The 25250-nt window shown below is 41.4% G+C and carries 25 protein-coding genes; 11 read left to right on the top strand and 14 right to left on the bottom strand.

What is annotated here, in order from left to right; all coding sequences use genetic code 11:
- Both JXA84_03260 and JXA84_03255 read left to right on the top strand, forming a co-directional pair.
- A partial coding sequence (locus JXA84_03260; GenBank protein MBN1150223.1) for a MarR family transcriptional regulator occupies positions 1 to 947 on the top strand: 947 nt, incomplete at its 5' end.
- Between the two features lie 67 nt (positions 948 to 1014).
- Complete coding sequence (locus tag JXA84_03255; GenBank protein MBN1150222.1) at positions 1015 to 1668, top strand: PorT family protein; 654 nt, start codon at positions 1015 to 1017, stop codon at positions 1666 to 1668.
- Between the two features lie 34 nt (positions 1669 to 1702).
- Here JXA84_03255 and JXA84_03250 read toward each other — a convergent pair whose 3' ends face one another.
- From JXA84_03250 to JXA84_03230, 5 genes are all read right to left on the bottom strand, one after another.
- On the bottom strand, positions 1703 to 2737 hold the full coding sequence (locus JXA84_03250) for a tetratricopeptide repeat protein (GenBank protein ID MBN1150221.1): 1035 nt from the start codon (positions 2735 to 2737) through the stop codon (positions 1703 to 1705).
- Positions 2730 to 4607, bottom strand: coding sequence for a tetratricopeptide repeat protein (locus JXA84_03245; GenBank protein MBN1150220.1), 1878 nt, complete (start codon positions 4605 to 4607; stop codon positions 2730 to 2732). The genes JXA84_03250 and JXA84_03245 overlap by 8 nt, the downstream gene beginning before the upstream one ends.
- Complete coding sequence (locus tag JXA84_03240; GenBank protein MBN1150219.1) at positions 4604 to 6514, bottom strand: tetratricopeptide repeat protein; 1911 nt, start codon at positions 6512 to 6514, stop codon at positions 4604 to 4606. The genes JXA84_03245 and JXA84_03240 overlap by 4 nt, the downstream gene beginning before the upstream one ends.
- Positions 6515 to 6644: 130 nt before the next feature.
- On the bottom strand, positions 6645 to 8753 hold the full coding sequence (locus tag JXA84_03235) for a VWA domain-containing protein (protein ID MBN1150218.1): 2109 nt from the start codon (positions 8751 to 8753) through the stop codon (positions 6645 to 6647).
- 8 nt (positions 8754 to 8761) lie between these two features.
- Complete coding sequence (locus JXA84_03230; protein MBN1150217.1) at positions 8762 to 9883, bottom strand: VWA domain-containing protein; 1122 nt, start codon at positions 9881 to 9883, stop codon at positions 8762 to 8764.
- Between the two features lie 174 nt (positions 9884 to 10057).
- On the opposite strand from JXA84_03230, the gene JXA84_03225 reads away from it, so the two are divergent.
- Positions 10058 to 10858 (top strand): GNAT family N-acetyltransferase, encoded by an 801-nt coding sequence (locus JXA84_03225; protein MBN1150216.1) that lies wholly within the window; start codon positions 10058 to 10060, stop codon positions 10856 to 10858.
- An 85-nt stretch (positions 10859 to 10943) separates the two neighbouring features.
- Here the strand turns inward: JXA84_03225 and JXA84_03220 are convergent, their stop codons facing one another.
- From JXA84_03220 to JXA84_03210, 3 genes are all read right to left on the bottom strand, one after another.
- Positions 10944 to 12566, bottom strand: a complete 1623-nt coding sequence (locus JXA84_03220; protein ID MBN1150215.1) for a hypothetical protein — start codon at positions 12564 to 12566, stop codon at positions 10944 to 10946.
- Positions 12567 to 12621: 55 nt separating this feature from the next.
- On the bottom strand, positions 12622 to 13305 hold the full coding sequence (locus JXA84_03215; protein MBN1150214.1) for an MBL fold metallo-hydrolase: 684 nt from the start codon (positions 13303 to 13305) through the stop codon (positions 12622 to 12624).
- A gap of 127 nt (positions 13306 to 13432) precedes the next feature.
- On the bottom strand, positions 13433 to 13663 hold the full coding sequence (locus JXA84_03210) for a uracil-DNA glycosylase (protein ID MBN1150213.1): 231 nt from the start codon (positions 13661 to 13663) through the stop codon (positions 13433 to 13435).
- 217 nt (positions 13664 to 13880) lie between these two features.
- Here JXA84_03210 and JXA84_03205 point away from each other — a divergent pair, with 217 nt between their 5' ends.
- Positions 13881 to 14393 (top strand): hypothetical protein, encoded by a 513-nt coding sequence (locus tag JXA84_03205; protein MBN1150212.1) that lies wholly within the window; start codon positions 13881 to 13883, stop codon positions 14391 to 14393.
- Between the two features lie 51 nt (positions 14394 to 14444).
- Here the strand turns inward: JXA84_03205 and JXA84_03200 are convergent, their stop codons facing one another.
- Positions 14445 to 15479 carry a DUF362 domain-containing protein gene (locus JXA84_03200; GenBank protein ID MBN1150211.1) on the bottom strand — a complete coding sequence of 345 codons (1035 nt, stop codon included), beginning with the start codon at positions 15477 to 15479 and terminating at the stop codon, positions 14445 to 14447.
- 237 nt (positions 15480 to 15716) lie between these two features.
- Here JXA84_03200 and JXA84_03195 point away from each other — a divergent pair, with 237 nt between their 5' ends.
- The 7 genes from JXA84_03195 to JXA84_03165 are packed head-to-tail and all read left to right on the top strand — an operon-like array spanning position 15717 to position 22187.
- Positions 15717 to 16853, top strand: coding sequence for a hypothetical protein (locus tag JXA84_03195; protein ID MBN1150210.1), 1137 nt, complete (start codon positions 15717 to 15719; stop codon positions 16851 to 16853).
- A 13-nt stretch (positions 16854 to 16866) separates the two neighbouring features.
- Positions 16867 to 17136 (top strand): amphi-Trp domain-containing protein, encoded by a 270-nt coding sequence (locus JXA84_03190; GenBank protein MBN1150209.1) that lies wholly within the window; start codon positions 16867 to 16869, stop codon positions 17134 to 17136.
- 1 nt (position 17137) lies between these two features.
- The gene (locus JXA84_03185) at positions 17138 to 18754 is read left to right on the top strand and encodes a phosphotransferase (GenBank protein MBN1150208.1); all 1617 of its coding nucleotides are present in this window, start codon (positions 17138 to 17140) and stop codon (positions 18752 to 18754) included.
- Entirely contained in the window at positions 18751 to 19638 is an 888-nt protein-coding gene (locus JXA84_03180; GenBank protein MBN1150207.1) for a GAK system ATP-grasp enzyme, read from the top strand. The genes JXA84_03185 and JXA84_03180 overlap by 4 nt, the downstream gene beginning before the upstream one ends.
- Before the next feature lies 1 nt (position 19639).
- Positions 19640 to 20701: an HprK-related kinase B gene (locus JXA84_03175; GenBank protein MBN1150206.1), complete on the top strand. Its 1062-nt coding sequence runs from the start codon at positions 19640 to 19642 to the stop codon at positions 20699 to 20701.
- A gap of 2 nt (positions 20702 to 20703) precedes the next feature.
- Positions 20704 to 21891: a GAK system CofD-like protein gene (locus JXA84_03170; protein MBN1150205.1), complete on the top strand. Its 1188-nt coding sequence runs from the start codon at positions 20704 to 20706 to the stop codon at positions 21889 to 21891.
- A gap of 14 nt (positions 21892 to 21905) precedes the next feature.
- Entirely contained in the window at positions 21906 to 22187 is a 282-nt protein-coding gene (locus JXA84_03165; protein MBN1150204.1) for an amphi-Trp domain-containing protein, read from the top strand.
- Positions 22188 to 22318: 131 nt separating this feature from the next.
- On the opposite strand, the gene JXA84_03160 is transcribed toward JXA84_03165, so the two are convergent.
- The 5 genes from JXA84_03160 to JXA84_03140 form a co-directional block, all read right to left on the bottom strand.
- Positions 22319 to 22684 (bottom strand): hypothetical protein, encoded by a 366-nt coding sequence (locus JXA84_03160; protein ID MBN1150203.1) that lies wholly within the window; start codon positions 22682 to 22684, stop codon positions 22319 to 22321.
- Complete coding sequence (locus tag JXA84_03155) at positions 22657 to 23256, bottom strand: hypothetical protein (GenBank protein MBN1150202.1); 600 nt, start codon at positions 23254 to 23256, stop codon at positions 22657 to 22659. The genes JXA84_03160 and JXA84_03155 overlap by 28 nt, the downstream gene beginning before the upstream one ends.
- A gap of 66 nt (positions 23257 to 23322) precedes the next feature.
- Complete coding sequence (locus tag JXA84_03150) at positions 23323 to 23559, bottom strand: hypothetical protein (protein ID MBN1150201.1); 237 nt, start codon at positions 23557 to 23559, stop codon at positions 23323 to 23325.
- Positions 23560 to 23639: 80 nt separating this feature from the next.
- A complete protein-coding gene (locus JXA84_03145) occupies positions 23640 to 23966 on the bottom strand; it encodes a hypothetical protein (GenBank protein ID MBN1150200.1) in 327 nt (108 codons plus the stop codon).
- A gap of 61 nt (positions 23967 to 24027) precedes the next feature.
- Positions 24028 to 25250 (bottom strand): glycosyltransferase family 4 protein (locus JXA84_03140; GenBank protein MBN1150199.1); only part of this gene is annotated, 1223 nt, incomplete at its 5' end.

Below are 25250 nucleotides of genomic sequence, written 5' to 3'. Positions count from 1 at the left end.
TGGGACCTTCAGCAATAGCGAGCAGAACAAAAAGATTTCTCGACATACTTGTAAAAGATGGCGAGATGGTCTATAGAAATCAGGGTATCCAATTCAAAACCAAATGGTTTCCTGTTTTTTACGCACTTTACAAATCCGACGGCCCTCTATCGATTACAGACATATCCAATTCTCTCCATTTCACTCACCCGAACGTGATTAAAATTGTGCGATCTATGGCAAAAAAGGGCATGGTGATTTCCTTGAAAGATGAATACGACGCCAGAAAACATTTAATAAAGCTATCCGATAAAGGCAGAACTCTTATACCAGTTCTCGAACCATTATGGAAAGCTTTTGAAAACGCCGTTCTCGAACTTTTCGATGAGGTCGACTGTGATTTTATAGAAGCTCTTCTGAAAATGGAAAAATCACTCCAAAAGAAAGGAATGGCGGAAAGAGTCATATCAAATATAAAGAAAATTCAATACGATGCAGTGGCGATAATAGAATACACATCTGAGTTAAAAAAGTATTTCAGGGATTTCAACTATGAATGGCTCGCCAAATTTTTCGAAATTGAAAAATACGACGAGGAAATACTAAACAATCCAGAAAAGTATATTTTGTCAAAAAACGGATTCATTCTTTTCGCGCTTATCAATGGAGAAATAGTAGGGACATGCGCTGTTTCAGAAATTTCAAAAGATGAATACGAGCTTTCAAAACTTGCTGTCACAGAAAAAAAACAGAACAGACAAGCGGGGAAAAAACTCGTTGCAGAAGCAATAAAGAAGGTTAAGGAGAGAAACGGGAAGATAATTTTTCTGCTGACTGACGAAAAGCTGACAAGAGCGATAAAACTCTACAAGAGTTTGGGTTTTTCGGTTGAAAAAAAGAGAAAATTCCATGGAGAAGAGCTTTCGAGATCAAAAACATCAACTACAATGAGCTTGACTCTAAATTAAACTAAATTCAGTTTTACATTCCCAGGTTTTGCTGTTAATATCTCCTAATTCCTTGACTATAAAAAAAATGAAAAAAACATTGTCATTATTTATTTTCTTTGCTTTTTCAGCGAATTTTACTTGGGCTGGGATAATAACCGGAATCAAGACTGGCTTAAACGTCTCGAGTCTTTATGGAGGACAGCTCAGCGATGACGGAACGAGACGTGGTTTTTACGTCGGTTCTTTTGTCAACATAACGGTAAACGATTTTTTGTCTTTTCAGCCTGAATTCAACTTCACTTCAAAAGGCAAAGAGAACACTTACCTTATCGGTTTTACGAAATACAAAAAATCAGTGTGCATTTATTATATCGAATGCCCTCTGCTGGTTAAATTAAAGATCTTAGACAGGGGCACACTGAAATACAACCTTCTCGCCGGACCTTATTATTCGTTTTTTGCCGGCGGAGTCAGCAATTTTCCTATCGGAACACATCCCGTCACCGAAGACATAGAGTATCTCCTCAACGGCAAAGTGAAATCTTCTGATTTCGGATTGACCATCGGAGCTCAGATGGATATCGTCGTCCTCGATTTCAGAAAATGGATCCTTTCAATAGACATAAGGCACACCCTGGGCCTGAAACCCGTTCATGATCAAGAAAATGAACTTCCTTTTTTGATCGACCAGAAAAACAAGACAACTTCTATGATGGTCGGCCTCGGATACGTTCTTTGATGTTTTTGTATTTCCTGTAATATTCCAGAGATCTTTAGTAATCTTTTTTCATTTCGTACACATTAGCAAGTTCTTCGCATATCTTCATTGAAAGCGGAGATTCCCGGATTTTTTCTGCAATCTCTTGAGCTTCCTTCAAAAGAGAAATAGATTCGTCAAATTTTCTCTCCTTTGTCTTAATCGATGAAAATTCAAGCTTGATATTCGCCACGGCTTGCGGATCTCCAAGTTCGTTGTTTATCTTCAGTGATTCCCCAAAACACTTCTTAGCCTTTTTTATATCACCGAGTACTGCGATTGCGTTTGCCAGGTTGTAAAGAATGTTCGCCTCGAATTCCCTGTGCTTAATCGTTCGAACAATCTCCAGCGCCTCTTCGTAATGTTTTACAGCTTCGTCTTTCTTACCGATGCTTTTCAGACAATTACCTATGTTGCAAAGTTGAGCCGCCACTCCGGGTTTGTTTTTCCTGTACAATCTGAGGGCTTTTTCAAAATAGTCGAACGCCTTGTAAATTTCATTCTTTTTGTCATACAAATCGCCTATGCTGGCTAAAGTGTTTGCGATACTCACTTCGGGATAGTTTCGAATGCCGTTTTTCTGGGCAAGAGATAGTTCGAGCATTGCAATAGATTCATCGTATCTTCCCAGCGCGGTAAGCACGATTCCTTTGTTGTTGTTGACCTGAGCTACAATGGTTGCATCGCCAAGTTCTTGGGCTAATTTCATCGATTTGTCGAGTTCCTTCAAAGCTCTGTCATAATCGCTAACATAGTAAAGGACCAGACCTATGTCTTTGTAAGTTTCCGACAGAACCTTTTTGTCGTCCTTGAAAAGGATGCTGTTTTCCTCATAACGTTCAATCGCTTTGCTGTAATTACCTATCCTAGCCAAAATTCTCGCGCGCATTCGGAGAGCCATTTTTTCAGCGTCAGTTAAATTCTGTATCCGGGCTTCCTTTAGGGCTTTTTCCGCAATCTCAAGAGCCAAGATCGGGTCTTCGTCGAGTTTTGAAGTGGCTGTGTCAAGCATTCTTTCGACACCCGGACTATTGTTTTTTTCTTCATTCATACCAGTCGGACTCGCTAAAAGAGTATATTTTTGTTCTTCCAATTCCCTTCAAGCTTTTTTCAGCCACCTCAAATGATTTGACGTTGTTTTTAACACGGAAAAATGCCGTCTCGGACAGACTTATTCTATCGGGTCCCGAGGCCTCCAGAATTCTCGCCGCCTTGTTTACGGTATCTCCGAATATGTCGTAGAGGTATTTCCTCTTGCCGACAATTCCCCCTATAACTTTTCCCGAATGAATACCGGCTTTAACCGCCCAATTAAATCCTCCTCTTTGGGCTCTATCCTTCATGTATCTTGCGTTTTCTACAGCGACTCGCACCATGTTGAAAGTATGGTTTTCATCCGGCAAAGGCATTCCGCTTACGGCTATGTACTTGTTTTCGAATGTTTTAATCTTTTCACAGTTCATCAGATCAAACTTCATGTCAAATACCGAGTAGATGCCGTTAAGTTCTTCGAGAACGGAAGAAAAATCCTCTTTTTTCAGCAATTTTGCCAATTCCGGAAACTCGATCATGCATACCGTAACTTCGTCGTATATTCTCGGTTTAAACTCACCCTTCTCCTTGAGCTCGTAAGCGACGACAGAGGGTAATATGCTTAAGACAAGCGAGTCGGATTTAGCTTTCTCGGTTTCAAATTTATGTCTGGCAGATTCGAGTTCTTTGTTTTTCTGCTCAAAAAAATTTGCTTCCGCTTTAGCTTGTTCAATATCTTTTTGTTTTCGCTCGACGAGGAACCTTACCTGCGTTTCACGTACTTTTTCTGTTATTTTCTCCTGAAAAAGCTCGGATTTTAACGACATATATTTATCCAAATGAATATACGCCATACCGAAATCCTCGACGGCTGAATAGTAATCCGCAAGGGATTTCTCGCTGTCCATCAGTGTTGACTTATTCCGGACCATCATGGACATTTCGCGAGATAAGCTATAACTATCAAGGGCTTTAGTTAAATCACCCGTTTTCAGGTAATAATCGCCGAAGCTTCTGTGGATTACAGCCAGATTTTCAGTGTTGTTCAATTCCTCGTTTTCTCTCAAAGTTCTCTCTAGAAACATTTTTTCGTTTTCATCGTCTCCTGTCTTTGAATAAAGCCTAGCCATGTTCGTCGTCATTATGGAAATGAATTCCAAGTGTTTAATTTCTTCTGCCATTTCAAGGGCTTTTTGTAAATGTTCTATTGCCTGTCGCTCTTTTCCTTGGGCTTCAAAAACGAGAGCCAAATTGTTGTATTGCCCGGCGGTTCCTATCGCATCGCCGGTTCTTTCGAAAACATCGAGTGCTGCACTATGAAACTCCAACGCTTTCTTCCAGTCCTTCATCCTGAAATACAATTCTCCGATGCTGACTCTTATCTCCGCTACTAAAGCAAAATCATTTTCTGCCTGGTCAAGTCCTTTAAAAAGGAATTGTATCGCTTGGTCATAATCTCCGGAAACAAGAAACAACCGGGCAATGTTCTGGTATACAATCGCAAGCTGTTTTTTCAGTCCCATTTCATGGGCTGTTTCCCTTGCCTTTTCGAAGTAAACGAAAGCTTCTTCGTATTTGAAGGAGTCTACAAGAGCCAGTCCTATGTTGTTGCATATAGAACACGATCTTTTCCTGTCTCCGTGCTTATCGTTTTCTTCAAGCGCTTTTTTAAAACATTTCAAAGCTTTTAAATATTCGAGTTTTAACGCCAGACCCATACCGACTAAATTGAGAGCGGTTATTTTTTCAACGCCGGCAGGCTTTTTCAAAGAAAGCTTCAACGCCTCCAACGCATGCATCAGCGTTTTATCCGGATCCGATCTGCAATTACTTTTGGCTTCTTTTAGGTGATGGTGGACTAAATCTTCCGTTTTCCGCGAGCTGTTCATGTATACTCGTTCACTATAGTCATAACTTTTACTTTTTCGTATCCTGGAATATCCAACGTCTCAGGCTCCGAAAAGGTGTAAATGTCTTTTAAGTACGACACGGTTTTCTCCGACAGACCTATCTCGGACGGCTCAACCGAAGTTTCAATGAATTTGGCTACATCCACACCCTCACCCATGATGTCGAAGATATACCTCTTGCCTCCCATGACTCCGCCCAATACTCCACCCGTGTGGATCCCTATTCTGACTAACCACGGTATTCGTGCCTGGTTGTTTCTTTCGGCTGTGTATTTTTGGCATTCTACGGCGGCGGCGACGATCCTGCCTGGGTCGAATTGATTTTCACCGAACAGACCCGATGCTGCAAGGCAGGCGTCTCCGATCGTCATGATCCTTTCTATTCCGTGTTTTTCAAGGATCAGGTCGAAAGCGGAAAACATATCGTTCAGTTCATCGATCAGCACATCCGGGGTCAACTCCGAAGAGATACGGGTAAATTCCGCTATATCTGAATAAAACACTGTAACCCCTTCAAATTTCCGGTATCCTGCCATCTTTCCTTTCTTCAGGTCTTCAATAACCTCTCTGGGCAGGACGACCTCCAGAAGTGATTCTGTTTTGCTTTTTTCAATTTCGAGGTTAACAAGCAATTCATTCAGTTCGGTATTTTTCAACCTGAATATTTCCGCTCTCGTTCCGGCAATTTCTGCCTCCCTTTCCCTTTTTTCCACCTCAAATCTGATTTCAAGGTCCGTTATCTTTTTTGCGATACTATCCTCGTAAAGAGAATCGCTGATTTGAACGGCTTTTTTCAACAACTCGTAAGCCCTTCTGTGGTCTCCTTTATCGTTCAAGAGAGCAGACAGATTTTTGAGTATTTCGGATTCAAGTCTCACGTCCGATATTTCCTCTGCAATTGACAATGCCTTTTCGGCATGGCTTCTGGCTTTCTCGATTTCACCGGTTTCCTTGAAAACGTTGGCAATGTTGTTAAGATAGTTCGCTTCAGAGCTCTTGTTTGAAGTTTCTTCGGCTATTTTCAAAGCTTCGTAATAATATTCGAGCGATTTTGCGAAAATTTTCTTATTGAAAAAAAGAAAACCCAGGTTGTTGAGTATTTTAGATTCAAATTCCCTGTGGTCAACTTCACGGGCTAATTTCAACGCTTTTGAGTAATACTTCTGAGCCTTTTCAACACTTCCTTTTTCTTCGAAAACACTCGCCATGTTTGACATTGCCCCCGCCATCCCCTTTTTATCTCTCGCTCTTATATATAGAATCAGGCTTTTTTCGTAGAACTCAAAAGCTTTTTCAATGTCAGATATACTTTTGTATATTGTGCCGATATTGCCGAGTGTATCGGCAATTTTTACGAAATTCTTTTCCAGGCTTTCTTCAATCCGCAAGCTCTCCAGAAGCAGTTCCAGCGATTTTTCAGGCTTTCCGATTTTATCGTAAACAAGAGCGAGGTTGCTCAAAGCCTGAGCTAAGACAATTTCATTTCCGGTTTCTTTCGAAAATGTCACGGCTTTCTCGAGTTTTTCAAGTGCTAAGGCGTAGTCTCCCAGGTAATACCTGTTCAGGCCGACACTACTACACAAAGACGCTTTAAGCCCCTCATCGCCTATCTCTTCGGCGATTTCGAGGGCTTTTTCAAACAAGATCACGGATTCTCGGAGTTTTCCGCAAAGAGCCTTTCCTGTGCCCACGTAAAAAACAGATTTGGCAATCTGCCTTTTGTCGCCGTTATTCTCTGCAATTGACAGAGCCTTTTCAGAGAAAAATAACGATTTTTCGATGTTTTTATTTCGCCATTTTTCGGACATTTCAAGGAGAACAGAAACTCTTTCATCGTCGTCTGAACAGGATTCGAGATTTTTTTCGATATCGCCGATGTCTTCCATCTGTTCCTTTCCCAAAGGAAGTGACGGCGGATCATTTTCCGCAGATGCAATAATGATATACTCAAATCATTGTGATGAAAATAAAAAAAGGCGGTCCGGGGACCGCCTTTCTATGATCGTTTCCGCCTGATCAGCGTGTCAGCTCAAACCAGGCGTCACCAATTTTGAAAATCACGTCTCCAAGAGACATGAAATCACCTGCCTCAGGACTTTCAGACAGAAGTTTGAAGAATTCATCGCTTCCAAAAACTATTTTTTCAACTGTCTGGCCTTCATAACCGTTTTGCCTCCACACATTGCCTTCTTTAACGAATGTAACTCCGTTTATGTAATTTATAACGGGGTTGTGCACGACTTCCTGAACCCGCCCCTCTGCCATTCTGTCTATTGTGCTCGAGACATCCACCGCGAAACCACCGGAGGCGCTTTTTTCGCCCATTGCGGGAGCAAGCGAACCGTCTCTCATCAGCTCTTCAGAGGACATGGTCCTGATGTCGTCAAAATCTCCTCCGGCGAGCATTTCTTCTGTCTCGGTGACAAGGTAGGAAGTGTAGGGCGTGACAATTCCGAACTCAAGGGCTATAGCTTTTATGTCGCTCACAAGTTCGGGATTTTCACCGTTCAACCTGATTTCCCTGAGAAGCGTTCCTACCTGTCTCATCGCCCAGTAGCGGCCGATAAAATCGAGGTCCCTGTCGTATTCGGTGAAATCCGCTGTGAAAATGAATTCCTGCTTGTCGCCGCCTCTTTCTCCCGTCAGATAAATCCTCGAATCCCCTCCGTTTCTGTATCTTCCGGTAATGATGAGCTGTTGACCTTCAAAAATATCGGGCAGAGTCCGTGGAACGATATCGTAAGCGCCTGCCGTTCCAAAGTTGACTGATATGTCTGTCAAGACAGGATGGGAAATCTTGTCGTAGAAAGAGCTTATTATGACGTCCAGAGTATCGCCGTCTTTTACGTATTCCACGAGTCCTCTGCCGGCTTCGGACATCGCGTCGAGCAAGATCGCGTTGATTTCGTCCTTGCCTATCCCGAAGACGAACATTTTGGCATCGTCGAAACCTTCGACTTTCTCTACAATTTTACCCAAGTCCATCTCGCCAACTGTCGGATACCCGTCAGTCAAAAAAACTATGAAAGATGGCCTGTCACCGTTGAAATCCTGATCGAATGCCAGGTCCAACGCACTCCCGATATTTGTGCCTCCTCTTGCGACTATGTCCTCTATAAAATCTTCTGCGTCGCCGACGTTGACCCTTGAAGCTCTCGAAAGGTCTTCGAAAAGTGTTTCTGTCCTCGATGAAAAGGTTATAATGTTGAACCTGTCATCGGGGTTTAGGTTGTCAACGCAGTATTCTAAAGCGTCAATTACCATTTCAATCCTCTCGCCCCTCATCGATCCTGAACGGTCGACTACGAAAACTATGTCTTTGGGGGTAGCTTGAACTTCACCGCTTCCCACCGAGCCGAGAAGAATAAAATATCCGTCGTCTCCTCTTTTGGGTTTATATGTTATCACCGACAGGTCCACTTCTTCTTCGTTCAAAGAATAATAGAGTATGAAATCCTTGTCTGGTTTAACGTCCCTTTCTTCCCATGTAATCTCTGCGTGTTTCGAATCTATGTAGCTGACGTCTATCAGATGGGAAGGAGAATAGATGTTTTTGATAGGTTTGTCGGTTTCAAGGTCTATCCTTATGACCGCGCTTTCAAGGTTTTTTGAAGAGAACCTCTCGGTAGAAAGAGGGTAAATAAACCTGTATAGATTTCCGTCCTTTCTGACGAGTTGCTGGTAATCGAGCTCGGACCTTCTTGACCCTTTTGCGGGAAAAGGGTATATTCTCGCCTCAAACATATCCTGACCGGCATATCTGAGAATCGCCGGATCTATCATTCTCAGGACGATATCCTGGTATATCCGCATGGCTTCTTCGGCGTCTTTGATTTCACCATGAACTTTTTCCCCTTCTATCCACAGTACAAAATCCGATACAGCAGCCTCTTCAGGTATCGGAAAGATGTATCTTCCTTCCACTTCCCGGTTGTTAGGATTGTAAAATTCCTGGTCGATGTGAACCTGGGCGAACTGGTGATCCAGCTCAATGTCCACATGATGATACTTTACTTCTACCTGAATCGGATTCGGTAGATACGGTTCCGGGGGTACTATGATGAAACCGTCCGCTTTTAACAACGAAGCGAAAAGGGAGAGTATGAGCAATAAAAACATTTTCATTTTTCACCTCAATAACTGACGCCGATTATTTCGGCTTGTTTCTTCAATGTCTCCACGACAAAGATGTCGAAAGCATCCTTTACTTCACCGGAATTTTCCATGATATAATCATCTCTCATTCTGGTCAATTCTGCCATCCTCTGCGTGATTTTATCCCTTTCAACTCTAAGGCTGTCGATGTAAGCGACCCTTTGATCCATAGACATATCTTTTAAAAGATCAGGCATTTCATCTTCTTCGACTTCGTTTAAATCAATATTTCCTTCAATAATTTCGCTGACCAAATCTCCCGACACAAACCCATAACCGGAAGAAGCTTTCGAATAAGCAAAAACAGCTCTGTCGGCAGCGGTAGAAGGAGAGCCAGCCGCTATCTCCTCGCTTGCTCCGAGAGTGGCTTCTGCCATGGAGACATCATCTGTTTTTCCGTAGATCAGAACGGTGCCGTACAAATCTCTGCTTAGACCCGCTATCTCTTCGTCGTAAGGCGTCGCTATAGTCTGTGACGCCTCGTATCCTATCGAAGTATAGGTTCCTTCGGCAAGATGCGCAATCTCTTCCCAAACCTTGCGCGTGTTTTCTTCCGTGCCGCATCTCACCGTGTTGATTATAATTTCATTCTCGAGAGCGTCCTTGCAGATTTCTCTGTATTCCTTTTCGTTGTAGTCCATATGAGGAGGAGCGTCGCCTACGAGAAACACAAGCCTCAAAACATTCTCCGAATCCGACCAAGACATGCTGTCCACAGCCCATGAAAGAGCCTGGTTGACATCTTCTTCAAAATCCCCTCCTCCGTCAGCTCTCACAGATGTCAGGTCGACGTAAATTTTATCTATGTCGTCCGTTATATCGTATTTTTTGACTATGAACTCATCCCCTCTGTCTCTGTATACAACAAGTCCTATTCTGACATCTGGAACGGGATCACCTTCGAGAATTTCATTTGCTATCGACCAGATTTTTTGTTTTGCACCCTCAATCAGGCCTGTCATGCTCCCGGTAGCGTCCAGGACAAAGACGACTTCAATTGCAGGGCTTTCAACCCTGACGGTTCTGTCACCCGCCAATTGTGGGTTCTTGCAGGAAGCTATCGCCCAAATCGCGATAACAGCGGCGAGCAGTCTTTTCATTTTTCCTCCTTTTTATTGGGTTATACTCCCAAGCCTCTGAGATTATTTCATAATTTTGATTTAATATACCCCTTCGGCTTTTATCGGTGGAGTCTTTATAGGTGGAAGAAAACCATAGATTGTATTACAATTCATTGACTATGAAAACGCCCATGATAAAAACTGGATCAATTCATGCTGAGATTTGAAATCGCTCTCGGTTCAGAAATAAAATATGAAGAATTTTTAGCTGTAGACCGCGAATGTTTTCCAAGAGAACCTGTTGTTTCACGAGGTGTTTTTGAAGAATACCTCAAGGACAAATTCTGGACCGTCAGGCTCGACGGCAAACTTGCCGCCTACTCTCATGTAAGTTTCAAGGAATCAGCCCACATTCATAGAATCGCCGTAATAGGAAGGTATCGTAGAAAAGGCATAGCGAGCAGGCTCGTTGAGATTGCTCTGAACTCAAGCAAGAAAATGTCTTTTTCCAAAATCACCCTCGCAGTCGAGAAGAGCAACGAAGCGGCTCTTGAGCTTTACAAAAAACACGACTTTGAAGAAGTCGGAGACCTATTCCAGTACATCGCTCCCCTTCACCGAAGAACCGCATCCGAAGACAAGAAACCTCGGACAAGGGTTCTATCCATCGGAGACCTGAGCGAAACCCTCAGGGCAATTTTACCTTCAGAGTGGGATTACATAGTTGAACAGCATTCTCCTCCCCGGAAATTCGCACTTTTGTTTGTCGAAGGAGAATCGACGATCAAAGGCATAACCCGCCTGGTAGCGGACCTGCCAGGTTGTTCCCCTTTCATACTTCTTGAACCTCACCTCGATTTGCCTTCTGTGATAGATTCGATCGGTTCCTATCTGAGTTCGACGAAAGACGAGCTTATTCTGACTTTTCCAGATGAAGACATAGCCAGGGCGTGCCAAAAAGCAGGCTTCAAGCTCCAATATGAAATGGTGAGGATGGAGAGAGAAATAGAGTAATTTTAATTTTTCTCAAACAAGATCTAAAGGGATTATTTTTGTATTTACGCGGCTCCCTTGATGGAGCCGCGTAGCATGTTTTGAATCAGAACAAAATAATTTTCTCTGAAGTTGTTAAGCTTCCACGGGAGAAGTTGACTATGTATGGACCAGAAAGGTAGCCCATTTCATAATCCAGATGATGTTCTCCCTGGGGAAAAACTCTGTCGCAGATATTCAAGACGTTTCTTCCTGTCACGTCGTACAAGTCTATTCTGACTTTTTGCTCGGCATTCAGACTGAAATTGATTTCGATATTTTTACCTTTAACAGAAATCTTCATGATTTGCGCGGTTCCCTGAACTTCTTCCTCCACACCGAGTGTCATGTCATACCTGTCGTACCAGAGGTTGTCAGAGCCAAATTCCCTGTATATCACTTGTCTTCCAGTCGAGTCGACGACAAAACCACGGGCGGTTATTTCACCAGTTATCTGGTAATCATTTACGTATGCCGCGCTGCCCCAGGTCTGATCAGACGACCATGCCGTCGCAAGAGAATCCGTGTCCATCCTCGCCGCTAAGCCAATAAACTGGTCGCAGTTCCAACCGCACCTGACAAAAGGCCTGACGGCATAGACGTCACCTATCGGAGACCAGGAATTGTCCAGCGCCCAGTTTGTGCCGCCGTCCGTCGAGTACGAGTTCTTTATTCTCGAAGCCGATCCACTGCCTGTCTGATAGAGAACGTGAACGACGTTTGAACCGTACGCAGCCTCCATGTGGGAAGCGACAGAAGGAAAATATCTCTCCTCGGATGTCGTCGGAGATACGTATAAATAATCCCCGTATGCAGAAAACTGTCTTCTGTTCATCCTCAGTGCGTAATTGCTTTCAGTGTATACGGTTGTTATGTAAACGTAATCGTCAGGCCCCACACAAACGTCGCACCCTCCGCCTCCAGATGATGCAGAGTGATTTTGTATTGCCCAGGACGACCCTCCGTCAGTCGAAAATACACTCGTCCAACCAACCGCCGTAGTTATTCTGTTGTAGGTAATCCAGATCTGCGGAGTCGCATCGTCCGTGATGTCCATCGCGACGTTCGTCGGCGAAACAAAATAAGACGAAGTGTCGGGGTCGAAAAAAACGGGAATGAGATTTAAAGACGACTGGTCGAGAATAAAAAACCACATCTCCCTCTGGTTTTCGGTGTAATTGGAGTCGGTGAGAGCTATATAAATGTTGGGGTTTGACACAGCGTTCCTGTCGACCCTGAAACTGAAATCCTGCATCAGGAGAAAATCAGCATAGTTTGTCAGTGCAAAAAATGGTGTCCACGTGTGTCCCAGATCAGTAGATTTCAAAAACACTATCGAATCGGTAGGTGTGCTCGTCGCATGGATGGCGGCGGCGTAGATGCAGTTGTCATTTCCGTAGTCGAACGCTATTTTGCTTCTTGAGGCAAGGTTCCACCCGTTCGATACGAGCAGATCGTTTCCCCACAACGGGGCGTATCTGGAAGGGCTTGAAGCCATCTCAATATCTTTATCAGGCAAAACCTGACCCGTTGTAGAATGCCGTGCCGGCAAAAGATCGACATTGTCGCAGTCCTCGCTTACGCTGACTATATTCGCAAACCTCGTTTCAAGGCCATGGTTCCATCCGCCGTTTCCAGCGAAAAGGCTGGCTGCGGAAAAAAATCCAGCAAAAATACAAAAAAACCTCATTTTGCCTCCCTTTTTAATTTGTTTAAAACCTCAGAAACATTATACGCGTTATTGTCTATAAATGAATTATTTTTCCCACACCGTACTCTATGAAGTGTTCTCCGTATTCTTCTCTGAAGGCATCCCTTATCCGATCCCCTGAACAATGGGAGGGGGCGACTTTTTTTACCCCCATATCCCTGAACCTTTGAACGGTTTCCAGAGGGGGAGAATGAAACCCTCCCAAGACCAAAAAGGGCTTGTTCCCAGTCATCTCAATGGCTTTGGTGACTATGTCCACAATTCCGGGATGAGCGCAACCTGTTATTATTATTGATCCTCGGCTTGTTTCTATAATTAACGACTGTTCACAGGGATCACCCGGAAGAACTCCCGTCGTGAAAACGCCGTCTGATATTTCCTGAGGGTCTGATACTTCGATGTATTGAGCCTCTTTTTTGGTTATCATTTCTTTGATTTCTGCGGGAAAAGAACAGGGAATATAGACAGTGACTTTATTGTTTGCATCCAAAAATCCTTCAAGTCCGCCCATGTGGTCTCTGTGTATGTGTGATATAAACACCTTCGTCACAGACCCAGGATTTACTCCCACTTTCATCATGTTGAAGAGAAGCGTCTGGGAATCTCCGCCTGTGTCGAAGAGAATCAATTCTTCTCCCGTGCTGACAATGGTCGAAAAACCCCATGAAGTTCTCAAATCCGGGTCGCATGAATAGTTGTCGTAAACAGAAATTATCACTATACCTTCTGAAGGGGAATTACACTCAAACCCTAGGTTCAGACAAAAATCCTGGAGTATACCCCAAGTAAGATTTCCTCCAAAAAACATGGTCATAATGAACAGTGGGATTTTTTCCTCTTTCTTTTTATATCAGGTTTTCGTCAATGGTTCCGTCGGGCAACATGGAGTCCGGATGGTATTCTCCATTTTCTTCCATTTGGTAACGGACGCATTTTCCCCAGCTTCCTTTGCAGTATGACAAAATCCATTTCCCGTCGAGTTTACCCTTTTCATAAAACCTTTTCATGGGGCAGACTTCATACCATTTGCATATCTTTTTGCCGTCGTCATGTCGGAGCGCAAAATATTCATTCATTTATTTTCTCGGTCAGAGTTCATTTTATTAGTGTTATTATACCATATTAATCAACTTTCCTTTCCCAAAAATTTGTAAACTCTTATCCCATGCTTATATATTAGAACTTTTAGTCAAAAAAACTTTACTATTTCGCATTGCGTGTTAAAATTGTTTTACGGCAGTAAAACTGCCTGTTTTGAAATTCGGCTTAATTTCTAAAGCGATTGGAGATTATATGAAGAAACTTACACTTGCTTTTCTTGTTTTTGCCATCTTGTCGGGAACTCTGCTTTCCCAGACCGCAAAACCTTTCTCGAAAAACGCAGTCTATTTTGAATTGTTTGGCCCCGGTATTTTTTACTCGATCAACTACGATTTCAGACCAATAAGGCCTTTGGCGTTGAGAGCAGGATACTCAAATTGGAGCATGTCGTCTTTCTTCCTCTTTATCGACGGCTGGATCAAATTTCAGTCTTTCCCTTTAACGGCGAGTTATCTTACGGGGAAGGGAAACCACAGCCTCGAATTGGGTCTGGGCGCAGTTCCAACGCACATAGAAATCGATGGGACGGATTATTTCTTCGGAGAAGAAATCGAAACATCCAAAACAATTGTCCTCGGGACAGGTGTTCTGGGATACAGGTATCAACCCAAAAACGGTAAATTTTTGAGAGTCGGCTTCACGCCTCTTTTCAACCAGAACAATTTTGTGCCCTTCGTTGGCGCCAGCTTCGGTTTCTGTTTTTGAACATCAGAAATAACCTGAATTCATATTCGAAGCTGTTTTTGGGTTAAATTTTCAGGAGATGTCTTTTAATTCGTATTCTCTTTTTCCGAGACCAACCTCTTCGGCGTAGCCCAGTATATACCTGCCCCTGCGGAACACTTTTCTCCCATTTCTCTTTTCCAGAAGATCGAGGCTTGCCTGGTCTATCGCAACCGGGTCTGTGGAAACCAAAACACCTACGTCATCGGCTATTTTTTTTAGCGGTTTTGAGACGCAATCACAAAGTTTTGTCACGTTGATGACATAATTGAAAAAAATCATTTTTTTTCCGAGTTGAGCCGCGAGGGCGTATTCTGCCATATTTTCCAGAAATTTTCTTCCTGTCGAACTCAGCCAATTTATCTTCATCGCGCCAGTCGGGCAAACGGCTATACAAGAGGCGCAACCCACGCATTTATTTCTTTTCACTCTCGGGAACAGACCGATTACGATAGCGTTTTCAGGACAGTTTTGCGCACAGACCCCGCACTTTTTACACTCGAAAAAATTGAGCCAGGGGACAGAACCGGAGTGCTGAGCGAGCTTTCCTCCTCTTGAGGCGAAGCCCATGGCGAGATTTTTTATTGCTCCCCCGAATCCTGCTAAAACGTGACCTTTAAAATGGCTCAAAACTATAAACTGATCGTATTTTGAATACTCTTTGCCGATTTTACATTTATCGAAACGTTTTTTGCCGATTTGAATTTCTGTCCAATCTTCCCCCTTTTCACCGTCGGCTATTACCACCGGGATCTGATTGAATCCGTGTTTGAGGGCGAGTTGTATGTGGGTGTCTCTTCTCGTCCTCTCTCCCCTGTACAGGACGTTTGTCTCAATATAGCATGTCTCTAAACCCTTAGACTTTAAAAAGTCTATCACACCTGAATAGAAAGCAGGTTTGTTGTAAGTGGCGTTTCCCTTTTCTCCGAAATGGACTTTGAGGGGGACTTTTTTCGAAAATTGGATATTCTCAGAAGATACGATCTTTTCAAGTAGTTTACGTGAGATATAGGATATAAATCCATCTGTTATATTGTTAGATATTCTGTGATAATACACATCAGCCATTAAATTTCTCCTGAAAATATAGTCAAAGTTTTTCTCATATTCATCCTTATTATTAAAGCTCATGGATTAAAACATTTTTCAAACCAAAAAAAAAGTTGTTATTTTAAATTCCACCACTTCCTTTTACCTGGAGAAGTTATGGTGAAACTACAGAAATATTGATTTTAAAGAAATGTTGTCGTTAACACTCCTTTAATACAAACTTAATTCTCCGTTTAAAAACAGCTGGTTTTATTTATGAAAAAGGAGAGCTCTATGATACTGATGAAAACAGCAAAAAACGATGATGAATTAACACAAAGAGACATAGAAATTTTTCAAAACATAATTCGCTTCGAGCTTTTACCTGAAGAAATCGAAAAGATAATCAACCCGCCTGTGATATATACAGACACGAGATCTGTACTGGCAATACACTGGCATCCGGAAAATGTCCCGATAGAAATCGCAAAAAAAAGAATCCAAAAAATGTTTCCCAACAAGATAAAAGAGTTGATAATCCCCACCCAGCACAACCAGATACTTAGTTATGACGATTTTTCAGGGGTCGAAGTCGACTGCTTTGCGAAAGAATTCAACAAAAAAGTTCAGCTCCTACTCCACTTCAAGAATGCAAAGCTCGATAATTACAGTGTTTTAAGAGACATGTTGTCTCACACTTTCAACTACAGGTCGAGTCAATTAAATAAATTCATAGATTCCATATTGAATTCAAGAAAATCAGCCCTTTTAAACGAAGCGTCAAAAGAGACCGGAACAGATACCGATACTGTTTATTTCGTTTCAAAACAGGTTCTCAAAGTCAAAAAAATGATGCAAGAATTCCAATTGCCCCCTGATTCAAAAAAAAACAAGCTTCTGTCAAATTTCATAATCGCTCAGAAAGATTCTTACCCCATAAACTTAATCAACAAGAGCCTTCTTTTGCTGAGCGCAGTGAAAAGAAAGGTCAAAAAAAATTTCAACACAGGATATTTTTTCAGGGTTCAGGAAATAATCGAAGAGACCAGAAAACTTGGAGGCTGTGTAATAGTACCGCATCCAGAACAGTTCTGGCCTATCCTTCTGGCCGACTATGACGTCGACGGTTACGAAATATGGAACCCACAGTCCCGAGAGTTTACAGAATTTTTGATATCGGTAATCAAAAAGAAAAATTCCGGTTTGAACAAAAAGCCAATTCTCGCCACAATGGGCGACGACACTCATTTAGGTGAGAAAATCAAATCTTCAGACCTTCGAGATCCAGAAAAACTATACAGAGAAGTCGGCTTTCAACCGGCATGGTACGCAAAAGAAATTCAAAAAAAATTAAAAGAAATTGGCTCTGATAAAGACGCGCTTATAGACGAATACTCAAACAGATTAAATTAGCAGGGGGGGTTTTATGTCTCAGAAAAATGACTTCAAATACGAATCTCTTCTCGACAATGAATCCATAATAAAACATCTGGCGACTTTGACAGAAGGGTTCAAAAAAGGAGAACTTGTTTTCAAAAGAGGCAAAGAAGAAATCTTGCTTAAACCCGAGGGTTTGATCAACCTCGAGATTAAATCGAAAGTCAAGGACGGTAAATCCAAACTGACAGTAAAATTCAGCTGGAAAAAAAACACCGATAAACCAGGCGACAAGCTGTTCATAAACACATGCATATAGTATGAAGTTCAGCCTTGAAGAGAATTTAAAATTTCTGATTATCGAAGTCAAAAAACAGATAGTCGCGACAAAAGAATGCCTTTCTTCACCGCATGAAAATGACGCTTCCAGAATTCTTTCCCCCGGTAATTACGTTGACAATCTGAAGAATATAATTTTGAAAAAAGCCTATTCATCTTTAAGCAAAAGCACTAAAGAAACTGATCTTATGACAATTATGTCCCTGAATACAATTGCTTCAAACCTCGAAAGAATCGGCGATCTATGCGAGAGCATCTCTAAGCAAACTTCTCATATTTTTGAAAAGAGCATCCTTCAGAATGTAGACTTTGACAGGTATTTCAACGAGATTTTTAACTCCATTGATCTTATTGAAAAAAGTTTTTTCACAAAAAACACTCAAAACGCAATCAAAATCTGCCGAACAGAACTCATCTTGGACGGTTTGTACAAGGAAGATTTCACGGTATTGGTTGAAAAAATCAAAAAAGCAGGGGACAGGACAAGAGAGTATCTGGCTCTATACACAATCATAAGATACCTTGAAAGGATAGGAGACGCTTTTCAAAATATTGGAGAGGCTATAATTTCTTCTGTTGCGGGAACCAGGCTCAAAATTTACGATTTTACGATGTTAAAAGAAAAGACCAAGTGTGATATCGTCTTTCTTGAAGATATCGGAGTCGAGACGAAATCTGGATGCCGTATTGAGAGGATTAAGACAAATAAAAAAGAAAATTCTAACGACAACATAATTTACAAAGAAGGGAACAGGGATAAGCTCCAAAAAGAAGATTACAACCTGAAAATCTGGTCAGAAAAATTTCCTGACCTTGTCCCTAAAACCTTTGGTTTTATGGAAAAAGACAACAACGCCGTCCTCCTGATTCAGTATCTGGACGCCATGAATTTTCAGCAATTGGTATTCACGGAAAACGACAAAACAGTTGAAAAAGCCGTGAAAAGACTCTGCGACAAGATCAAAACGGTCTGGATAGAAACAAAAAAAGATACCCCTGCGAAATCTGATTTTATAAATCAAGTGTTGACGAGAATTGACGACGTAATAGGAGCTCATCCGGAATTCGACGAATTGGAACTCAGCGTTCTCGACATCAGACAAATTCCTATAAAAAACTTACTTTTGCAACTTAAGAGTCTGGAAGAAAAAAAATTCACATGCTCATTTTCCGTTTTGCTGCACGGAGACTTCAATTCCGACAACATTTTGTACGGGCAAGCGGAAGACAGGATATTTTTCGTCGACCTTTTCCGTTCAAAATACGGTGACTATGTCCAGGACTTGTCAGTTTTTTTGGTGTCTAATTTCAGAATTCCAATTTTCGACAATTCGATGAGATCGAGAATCGACGAAATAAACAATTTCGTTCTTTCACAGGTCAGGATTTTCGCCTGTTCTGCAAACGACCCTACGTTTGAACAAAGGCTTTCTATTGGCGTAGCAAGATCCCTGATAACTTCAACCAGATTCGCTTTGGAAAAAGACTTCGCGAAGGAGATGCTTCTGAGATCGAGATATTTATTGGAAAAATTGAAACTTTCAGATTCACAGAAAAACGGGGATTTTATTTTCCCTGTTGAGATTCTGTCCTTATGATCAAAGATCAAATCGCGGTTATTGGCCTCCCAGGCGCATGGTCAACTGAAATCTTGGCCGATGAAATCCAAAAAATAACTGGTTTCCGGAAAGTTATAGACATGTCGCAGGTACACTATGATTCCATATCCGGAAGCCTTTCCTGCGAAGATTTAGACCTGAGCCATCTGGATGCGATAATAGTAAAAAAAATCGGCCCTCAATACAATTCAGATACTTTAGAACGTCTTGAACTCTTAAAGTATCTACATCAAAAAGGCACTCGAATATTTTCAAAACCTGATTCTATGATGAATTGCTTTGACAGGCTAAGCGGCACATTGAGGTTAGAAACAGGTGGAATACCAATTCCTGCTACAGTGATCACGGAAGACACAAAAAAAGCGCTTGAAACTGTGAAAATCTATAAAAAAGCCGTTTTCAAACCATTGTTTACTTCGAAAGCGAGAGGCATGAAAGTCATCTTTCATGATGATATCGAAATAGAAAGCAATATCCGGAATTTTCAAAATGAAGGAAATCCAATCATGTACATCCAGAAATTCGTTGAAATCCCTCAAAAAGACATAGGCGTGGTTTTCCTCGGCGGAAATTTCATTGGATCCTACGCAAGAGTGAGGACAAACAATTCATGGAACACAACTACCCTCTCTGGAGGCAGGTATGAAAAATTTGAGCCTTCTTCGGAGATAATCGACATGGCAAAAAAAGCTCAGGATCTTTTTGAACTCGATTTCACTTGCATTGATATCGCAGTGACGCCTGAAGGGCCACTTGTTTTTGAAGCGTCTCCTTTCGGTGGTTTTAAAGGCCTTTTCCAAGCTCTTAACATTAATGCGGCAAAAATGTACGCCCAATACGTGATTGACAAAATCGGAGGATAATTTGAATTGGACAGTGGAGTCCATTAAAGAAGAATTCAACGATAAATTTCAGATGAAATATTCCATCTGCCTGAATTTTTGCGGTCAGAAATTTTCTATAAAAACAGATTCGCAAGACCTTTTAACCCTTTTAAAAAAATACTACAGTAATTTTATTTCACGACAATGCGATAAGGCGACAATTATTGAAATCGCCAACAGCCGAGAATTGTTTTTCAACTTGAATTTCGAGAAAAAGCAACCGGATCCAGGAAAAAATAAAATCAAAGAAGAATTCCATGATTTAACTGACGGCAGATGCGTAAGAAAGATTTTAACCGGTATGGTTTTCGTTTTCGGGGGAAATATCAACCTTGCTATAGGGGATTGTCTGAACAATTCGAATCAGATAATAAACTACATCAACAACAGGTTTATTCAGAAAATGATCGAATCCGGAAGCATTCTTTTGCATTCTTCCGCTGTCTCACATTTCAGAAAAGGGATTGCCATATCAGGATTCTCAGGCACAGGTAAATCAACTCTCGCTCTGCAGCTTGTATCCAGAGGACTTGCTTTCATAAGCAACGACAGAGTTTTATGCAAAGACGCGGGAGATGAAGCCTTGATCTACGGAATCGCCAAATATCCCCGAATTAATCCCGGTACTATTGTAAACAACCCTTATTTAAGGCAAATGTTGATAAAAAGCGAGTTGGATTATTATAAAAGCATGGACAGAGAAAGTCTTTGGAATGAAGAAAGAAAATTTGACGTGTTTATCGAAGACATTTTCGGAAAAGAAAAGTTCAAACTTGAAAGCAAATTAAAATATCTTCTAATACTTAATTGGTCAAGAAAATCGCCGGAGAACACAAAAATCGAAAGAATTGAATTGAAAAACAGACCTGACCTTTACCCGTCATTTCTAAAACCACCGGGTCTTTTTTATATTGGTAATTATCATTCGGATCAAGACAGATCTTTTTTGAGAACTTTAGAAAAAAGCCGGGTATTTGAAGCAACCGGCAAACCGGACTTCGATTTCGCTTCGGAATTTTTTCTTAAAACCATTTCAGGTTGAAAATGAAAACAAAAATCATTTTGAGGAAAAGGGTGAAATTGAAAGATCCCTGGGTGTGCGCCAGATACAAAAAATCTCCTGAATACGGTCCAAAAATTCTTTTTTTCAGCGGAGGCAGTTCCCTGAGGGACACATCAAAAGTCCTTGTCAAATACACGCATAATTCCATTCACTTAATAACGCCGTTCGATTCAGGAGGAAGTTCTGCAAAAATCCGAAAGGAATTCGGGGTTCTCTCAGTTGGAGATTTAAGGAACAGGTTGATGGCTTTAGCCGATACATCCGAAAAATCAAATAAAAGAATCTACTCGTTGTTCAGCTACAGGCTTTCAAGCAACGTTAAAAACTCTGCCGCAAGAGACATACTCATAAAAATGTCCGAAGGAGAACATGACTTGATTCTCTCCATCGATTACCCGATGAAAAGTATTATTTCGGCCTACATCAAAAAATTTTTAAAAAAAACATCTGGTAAATTCGATTTCCGGGGAGCCAACATCGGTAACATTGTCTTGGCAGGAGGTTATCTTTCCAGCGACAGGAACATAGATTCTACTCTTTATACATTCACCAAGTTGGTCGGGGTCAAAGGAATTGTCAAACCTGTCGTTCAAAATTCACTAAATATTGTCTCAGAACTCCAAAACCACTCTTTTCTTTACGGTCAGCACCTTATAACCGGAAAAGAAACGCCAAAAATCAAATCCCGCATTAAAAGAATTTATCTTTCAAGCGATCCCGAGGGCATGAAACCCTTTGAAATAAAAATAAAACCCGATATTTCTAACCTGATAAAAAGCGCCGACTTGATATGTTACCCCTTCGGAAGCTTTTATTCCAGCTTGATATCGAATTTCTTGCCTCTTGATGTCGGAAAATCGATTTTAGCCAACCCCAACACTAAAATCTACGTCCCAAACACTTACGTTGATCCCGAAATGAAGGGTTTAGATCTTTTAAGTCAGATCAAAACCATCTCAGAGTATTTAAAAATCTGCCCTAAAAGAGTGGCCGGAGTTTTAAATTTCGTGCTTTTGGACACTCAAAACGCGTCTTATCCGTTTAGAATTGAAAAAAATAAAATTGAAGAACTGGGTGTAAAAATCATTGACACTCAACTGGTATCTCCACAGAGTTACCCGAAAATTGACCCCAAAAATCTAGTAAAAATTCTGGTTTCAATGGCTTAAAAAAAGGAGAAAAAATGTCGAAGAAAGAGATCAAAATCAAGACCAGGGGAGAAATTCAAAATGTTTTGGAGCATCTTGAGAGTTTGGTCAATTCCCTAAAATCGGGAAAGGTGATCATTGAAAAAAATGGTGAAATCATCACCCTTGTCCCAGAAGGAACAGTAAGTTTTGAACTCGAAGCTGAATTGAAAAAGGACAAAGAGAAAATTGAGTTGGAAATCGAGTGGAAAAAAGACGGAATAGCCGAGGCCGAAGAAAATTCTTCGTTTTCAATCACTTCAGGAGAAGAAGAATAATCTCATTTCAAAAATCCATTGAAACCAGAATTTAGGTAATTTTATCGGTTTTTCGCGTCAAATCAAAGAAATCGTTTTTTTAGTAATTTCGTACATTCCTGTATTGAAAGTTATAAAATAAACTCCCGGGGCTACATCGCTATCGCCGGAAATCGCAGCGTGTGTTTCCTCGTAGTATTCCTGTGTCGTGTTGTAAAGTTTAAAAGATAAAAAACCCTGGCGTCATGCTCGTCTAATCTGACAAGAGAAATCGTCCTGTACAGCCAATTTTGTTCCCCAAGAGAAGGCTCTATAGTCGTCGAGACAACTGCGAAACCAGGGTAGTTGCAAGAAATATGAACTCCTGAATTCAGCCCGTGGGGCGAGCCGCTGTTGTAGAAGAGAATCATCAACGGAGTCCTGTTTGTTCCAGCGTAGCTTCCCCCGGAGACGAGAATAGGCTTAGTCAGAGTGTCAATTGGTATCAGGTCTATGAAATCCGTTCGGTTGTTCTGCATGACGATGACTTCATTGCCTTCAACATCAAGCCCCAAATCAGCGTGAGACCTTGTGTAATCAAGTCTGTGAAAATAGCTGAATTCTTTGTCGGACTCGTCAATCCGACAAGATTTCCCGTGTTATCCGACATATCTCCAATCAGCACATAATTTCCAAGCCATGACATTCCGGCCCAATCGATATCCGATTCCAGGGCTGACACTTCATAGACACCCAAAACGGAATCGAGTGTTCTGTCCCATGTAAAAATGTATCCCGGTCTGTAATCGACCGAAGAATTTCCCTGCAGAATAAACGCCCAGTATCTTTTATCCCTGGAGGTTTCCCCTTCGTTGTTCATAGTTATCCTGTAGACGTCCCCTGCATTTATGAGAGTAGACAAGGCAGGATCGATTTCGAAATCTATTACAGTATCTAAAACTCCTGTAACAACGTCAAAAGTCAAGATTTTGTATTCGTCAATCTCCCAGATAAGCTGGATATTCTGCCTGTCCCATCTGTGTTCGCTCAAAGGGCAATAATTCAGAAGGTTCTGTGGACTGTTGAAAGGTCTTGAAGAAATTGAATACAAATTCCAAAGCGATTGAGGATTCAAAATTATCGCGGATTTTGTCGTGTTGAAAGGGTCGAACCTCGATTATTCATGTTTTCCACTTATGCCTTCGATCTGGGTCGACCTGACCTGAATTTTTCCGAAATGATAATTAACAATAGTCTCCCCGACCAAAGGGCAGGGTCTCGGTATTAAAAGATGCGGCAGATTTGACCCCGAAAGAGGATCCGGGACTTCTACGAACTTGAATGTGTCAGGGTAATCAACGGCGGAAATCTTAATCCAAAATAGAATCGACAAGGAGATTATAAAAGTTTTCACGGTGCTTCCCCCTTGCTATTTAAAAAATTAATTAGACGGCAACAAAACAAACCTTCTTTTGAAAACTTCATCTTGTTCTGTCAATAGTTCCGATTCAATTTGTTTTCATTTTTTTTAATTAAAGTTTTATCTCCTTTTTCTATCAACTCCAATTCTCCTAAAAATTCAACTTTCGCGCCGTCTTCTATAAGCATGCCTCCCTTTATCGAAACTTTGGCATTTTTTCCGAAACTGACGTTTGCTCCCTTTTTTATAACAACGTTCGGTTTGCCTTCCTTCCGGCTGTCGAAATTTATTTTATAGAGTGTTTTACAATGAGAACATCTCAAGCGGTTAAATTCCTCTTTTATAAAATCCGTCGACCCGCACTGAGTACACTGATATTTTTCTGTTTTCTCATCAGCCACTATTATCTCCAAGTTAAAGGTTCCAAGAGCAATTTTTGATACGGAATTTTCCCTTTTTTCATCAGAAAAGGAAACTCTTAATTTCTTTCGCGGGAGTTTGCGCTTTTATCCAAACATTTTCTAGAGCTTCCATCATCTCCTGAATCGAAAATCCCCTCTCGACCGTTTTAAAGGCTTGGCTTCCAATTCTACCTCTGAGATGTTCGTCGTTAATCAAACTCAAGATTTTCTCAGCCGCTTCTTCAGGGTTTTGGGGTCGAACCAAAAAACCGTTTACACCGTTTATGACAATTTCTTTTGATCCGTCGACAGCGGTGACGACTACGGGTTTACCGGCAGCCATTGCCTGTAATACTACTTGCGGAAGTCCCTCCCACAGAGAAACGAGCAAAAACACATCCATGACTCTCATCAAATCGGGAATATCGTCCCTCCATCCCAAAAAAAAGATTTTATCTTCTATTCCGAGGGTTTTTGCGAGTTTTTTGGATTTCGAGAGAAGAGGTCCGCCTCCCGCGATGAAAAAGATCACGTTTTCTGTCTTCTTGACTACTTTTTCTGCTGTTTCTATGAAATCGAGAGGTGCTTTTTGAGGTTTGAAATTAGATACACTGCCGACTAACGGACAATTTTCCGGGAAACCGAGTTTCTTTCTCAGGTTTTCAACAGGACTTATTCTGAAAGGGTCAAGATCCGTCACCGCCCTGGCAAGAGAATATTTCTCTTTTTTCCCAATTTTAAATTCAAGCCCTTTTTCGATGTCTTGGGTCGTCACAACTACAATTTGAGAAGTGAAATACGAGGTGATCTTCTCCAGAATAATCGCCAAATTTCTAAATATTTTTTTTTGATGAGGATTAAAACTCCATCCATGAACGGTGTGAACGCATGGAATATTCAGAACGATACTTGCCCATCTTCCTAAAAGACCTGCTTTTGAACTGTTCGTATGGACAAGGCATCTTCTTTCTTTTTTTAGTTTATTCAATGTCTTCATAATCTGTATTAAAGCGAGAAAATCTCTTATTGGATCGACGTTCCTTACGAGGTCTTTAGCGATGAAAACTCTGCCTTTGAATCTTTTCAGCGCCTCTGGCAGTAAAACCCCATCTTTTCCGGTTATCAACATTGAGTTTTTCTTTTTTCTCATTATCTCAAGAACCGTGAGTTGAGCTCCGCCTTTTTCGAGTTTTGTTATTATCTGGATTATTCTCATCTTGAAATATTTCCAACCAAATCCATCGCTCCGCCAATGGCGTCTTCCATCGATGAATATTCCCACCT

This window comes from candidate division WOR-3 bacterium, from assembly GCA_016926475.1.
Taxonomy (GTDB): domain Bacteria; phylum SDB-A; class SDB-A; order SDB-A; family SDB-A; genus JAFGIG01.
The sequence above is the reverse complement of the archived record's forward strand: the minus strand, read 5'-3'. Positions and strand labels throughout refer to the sequence as shown.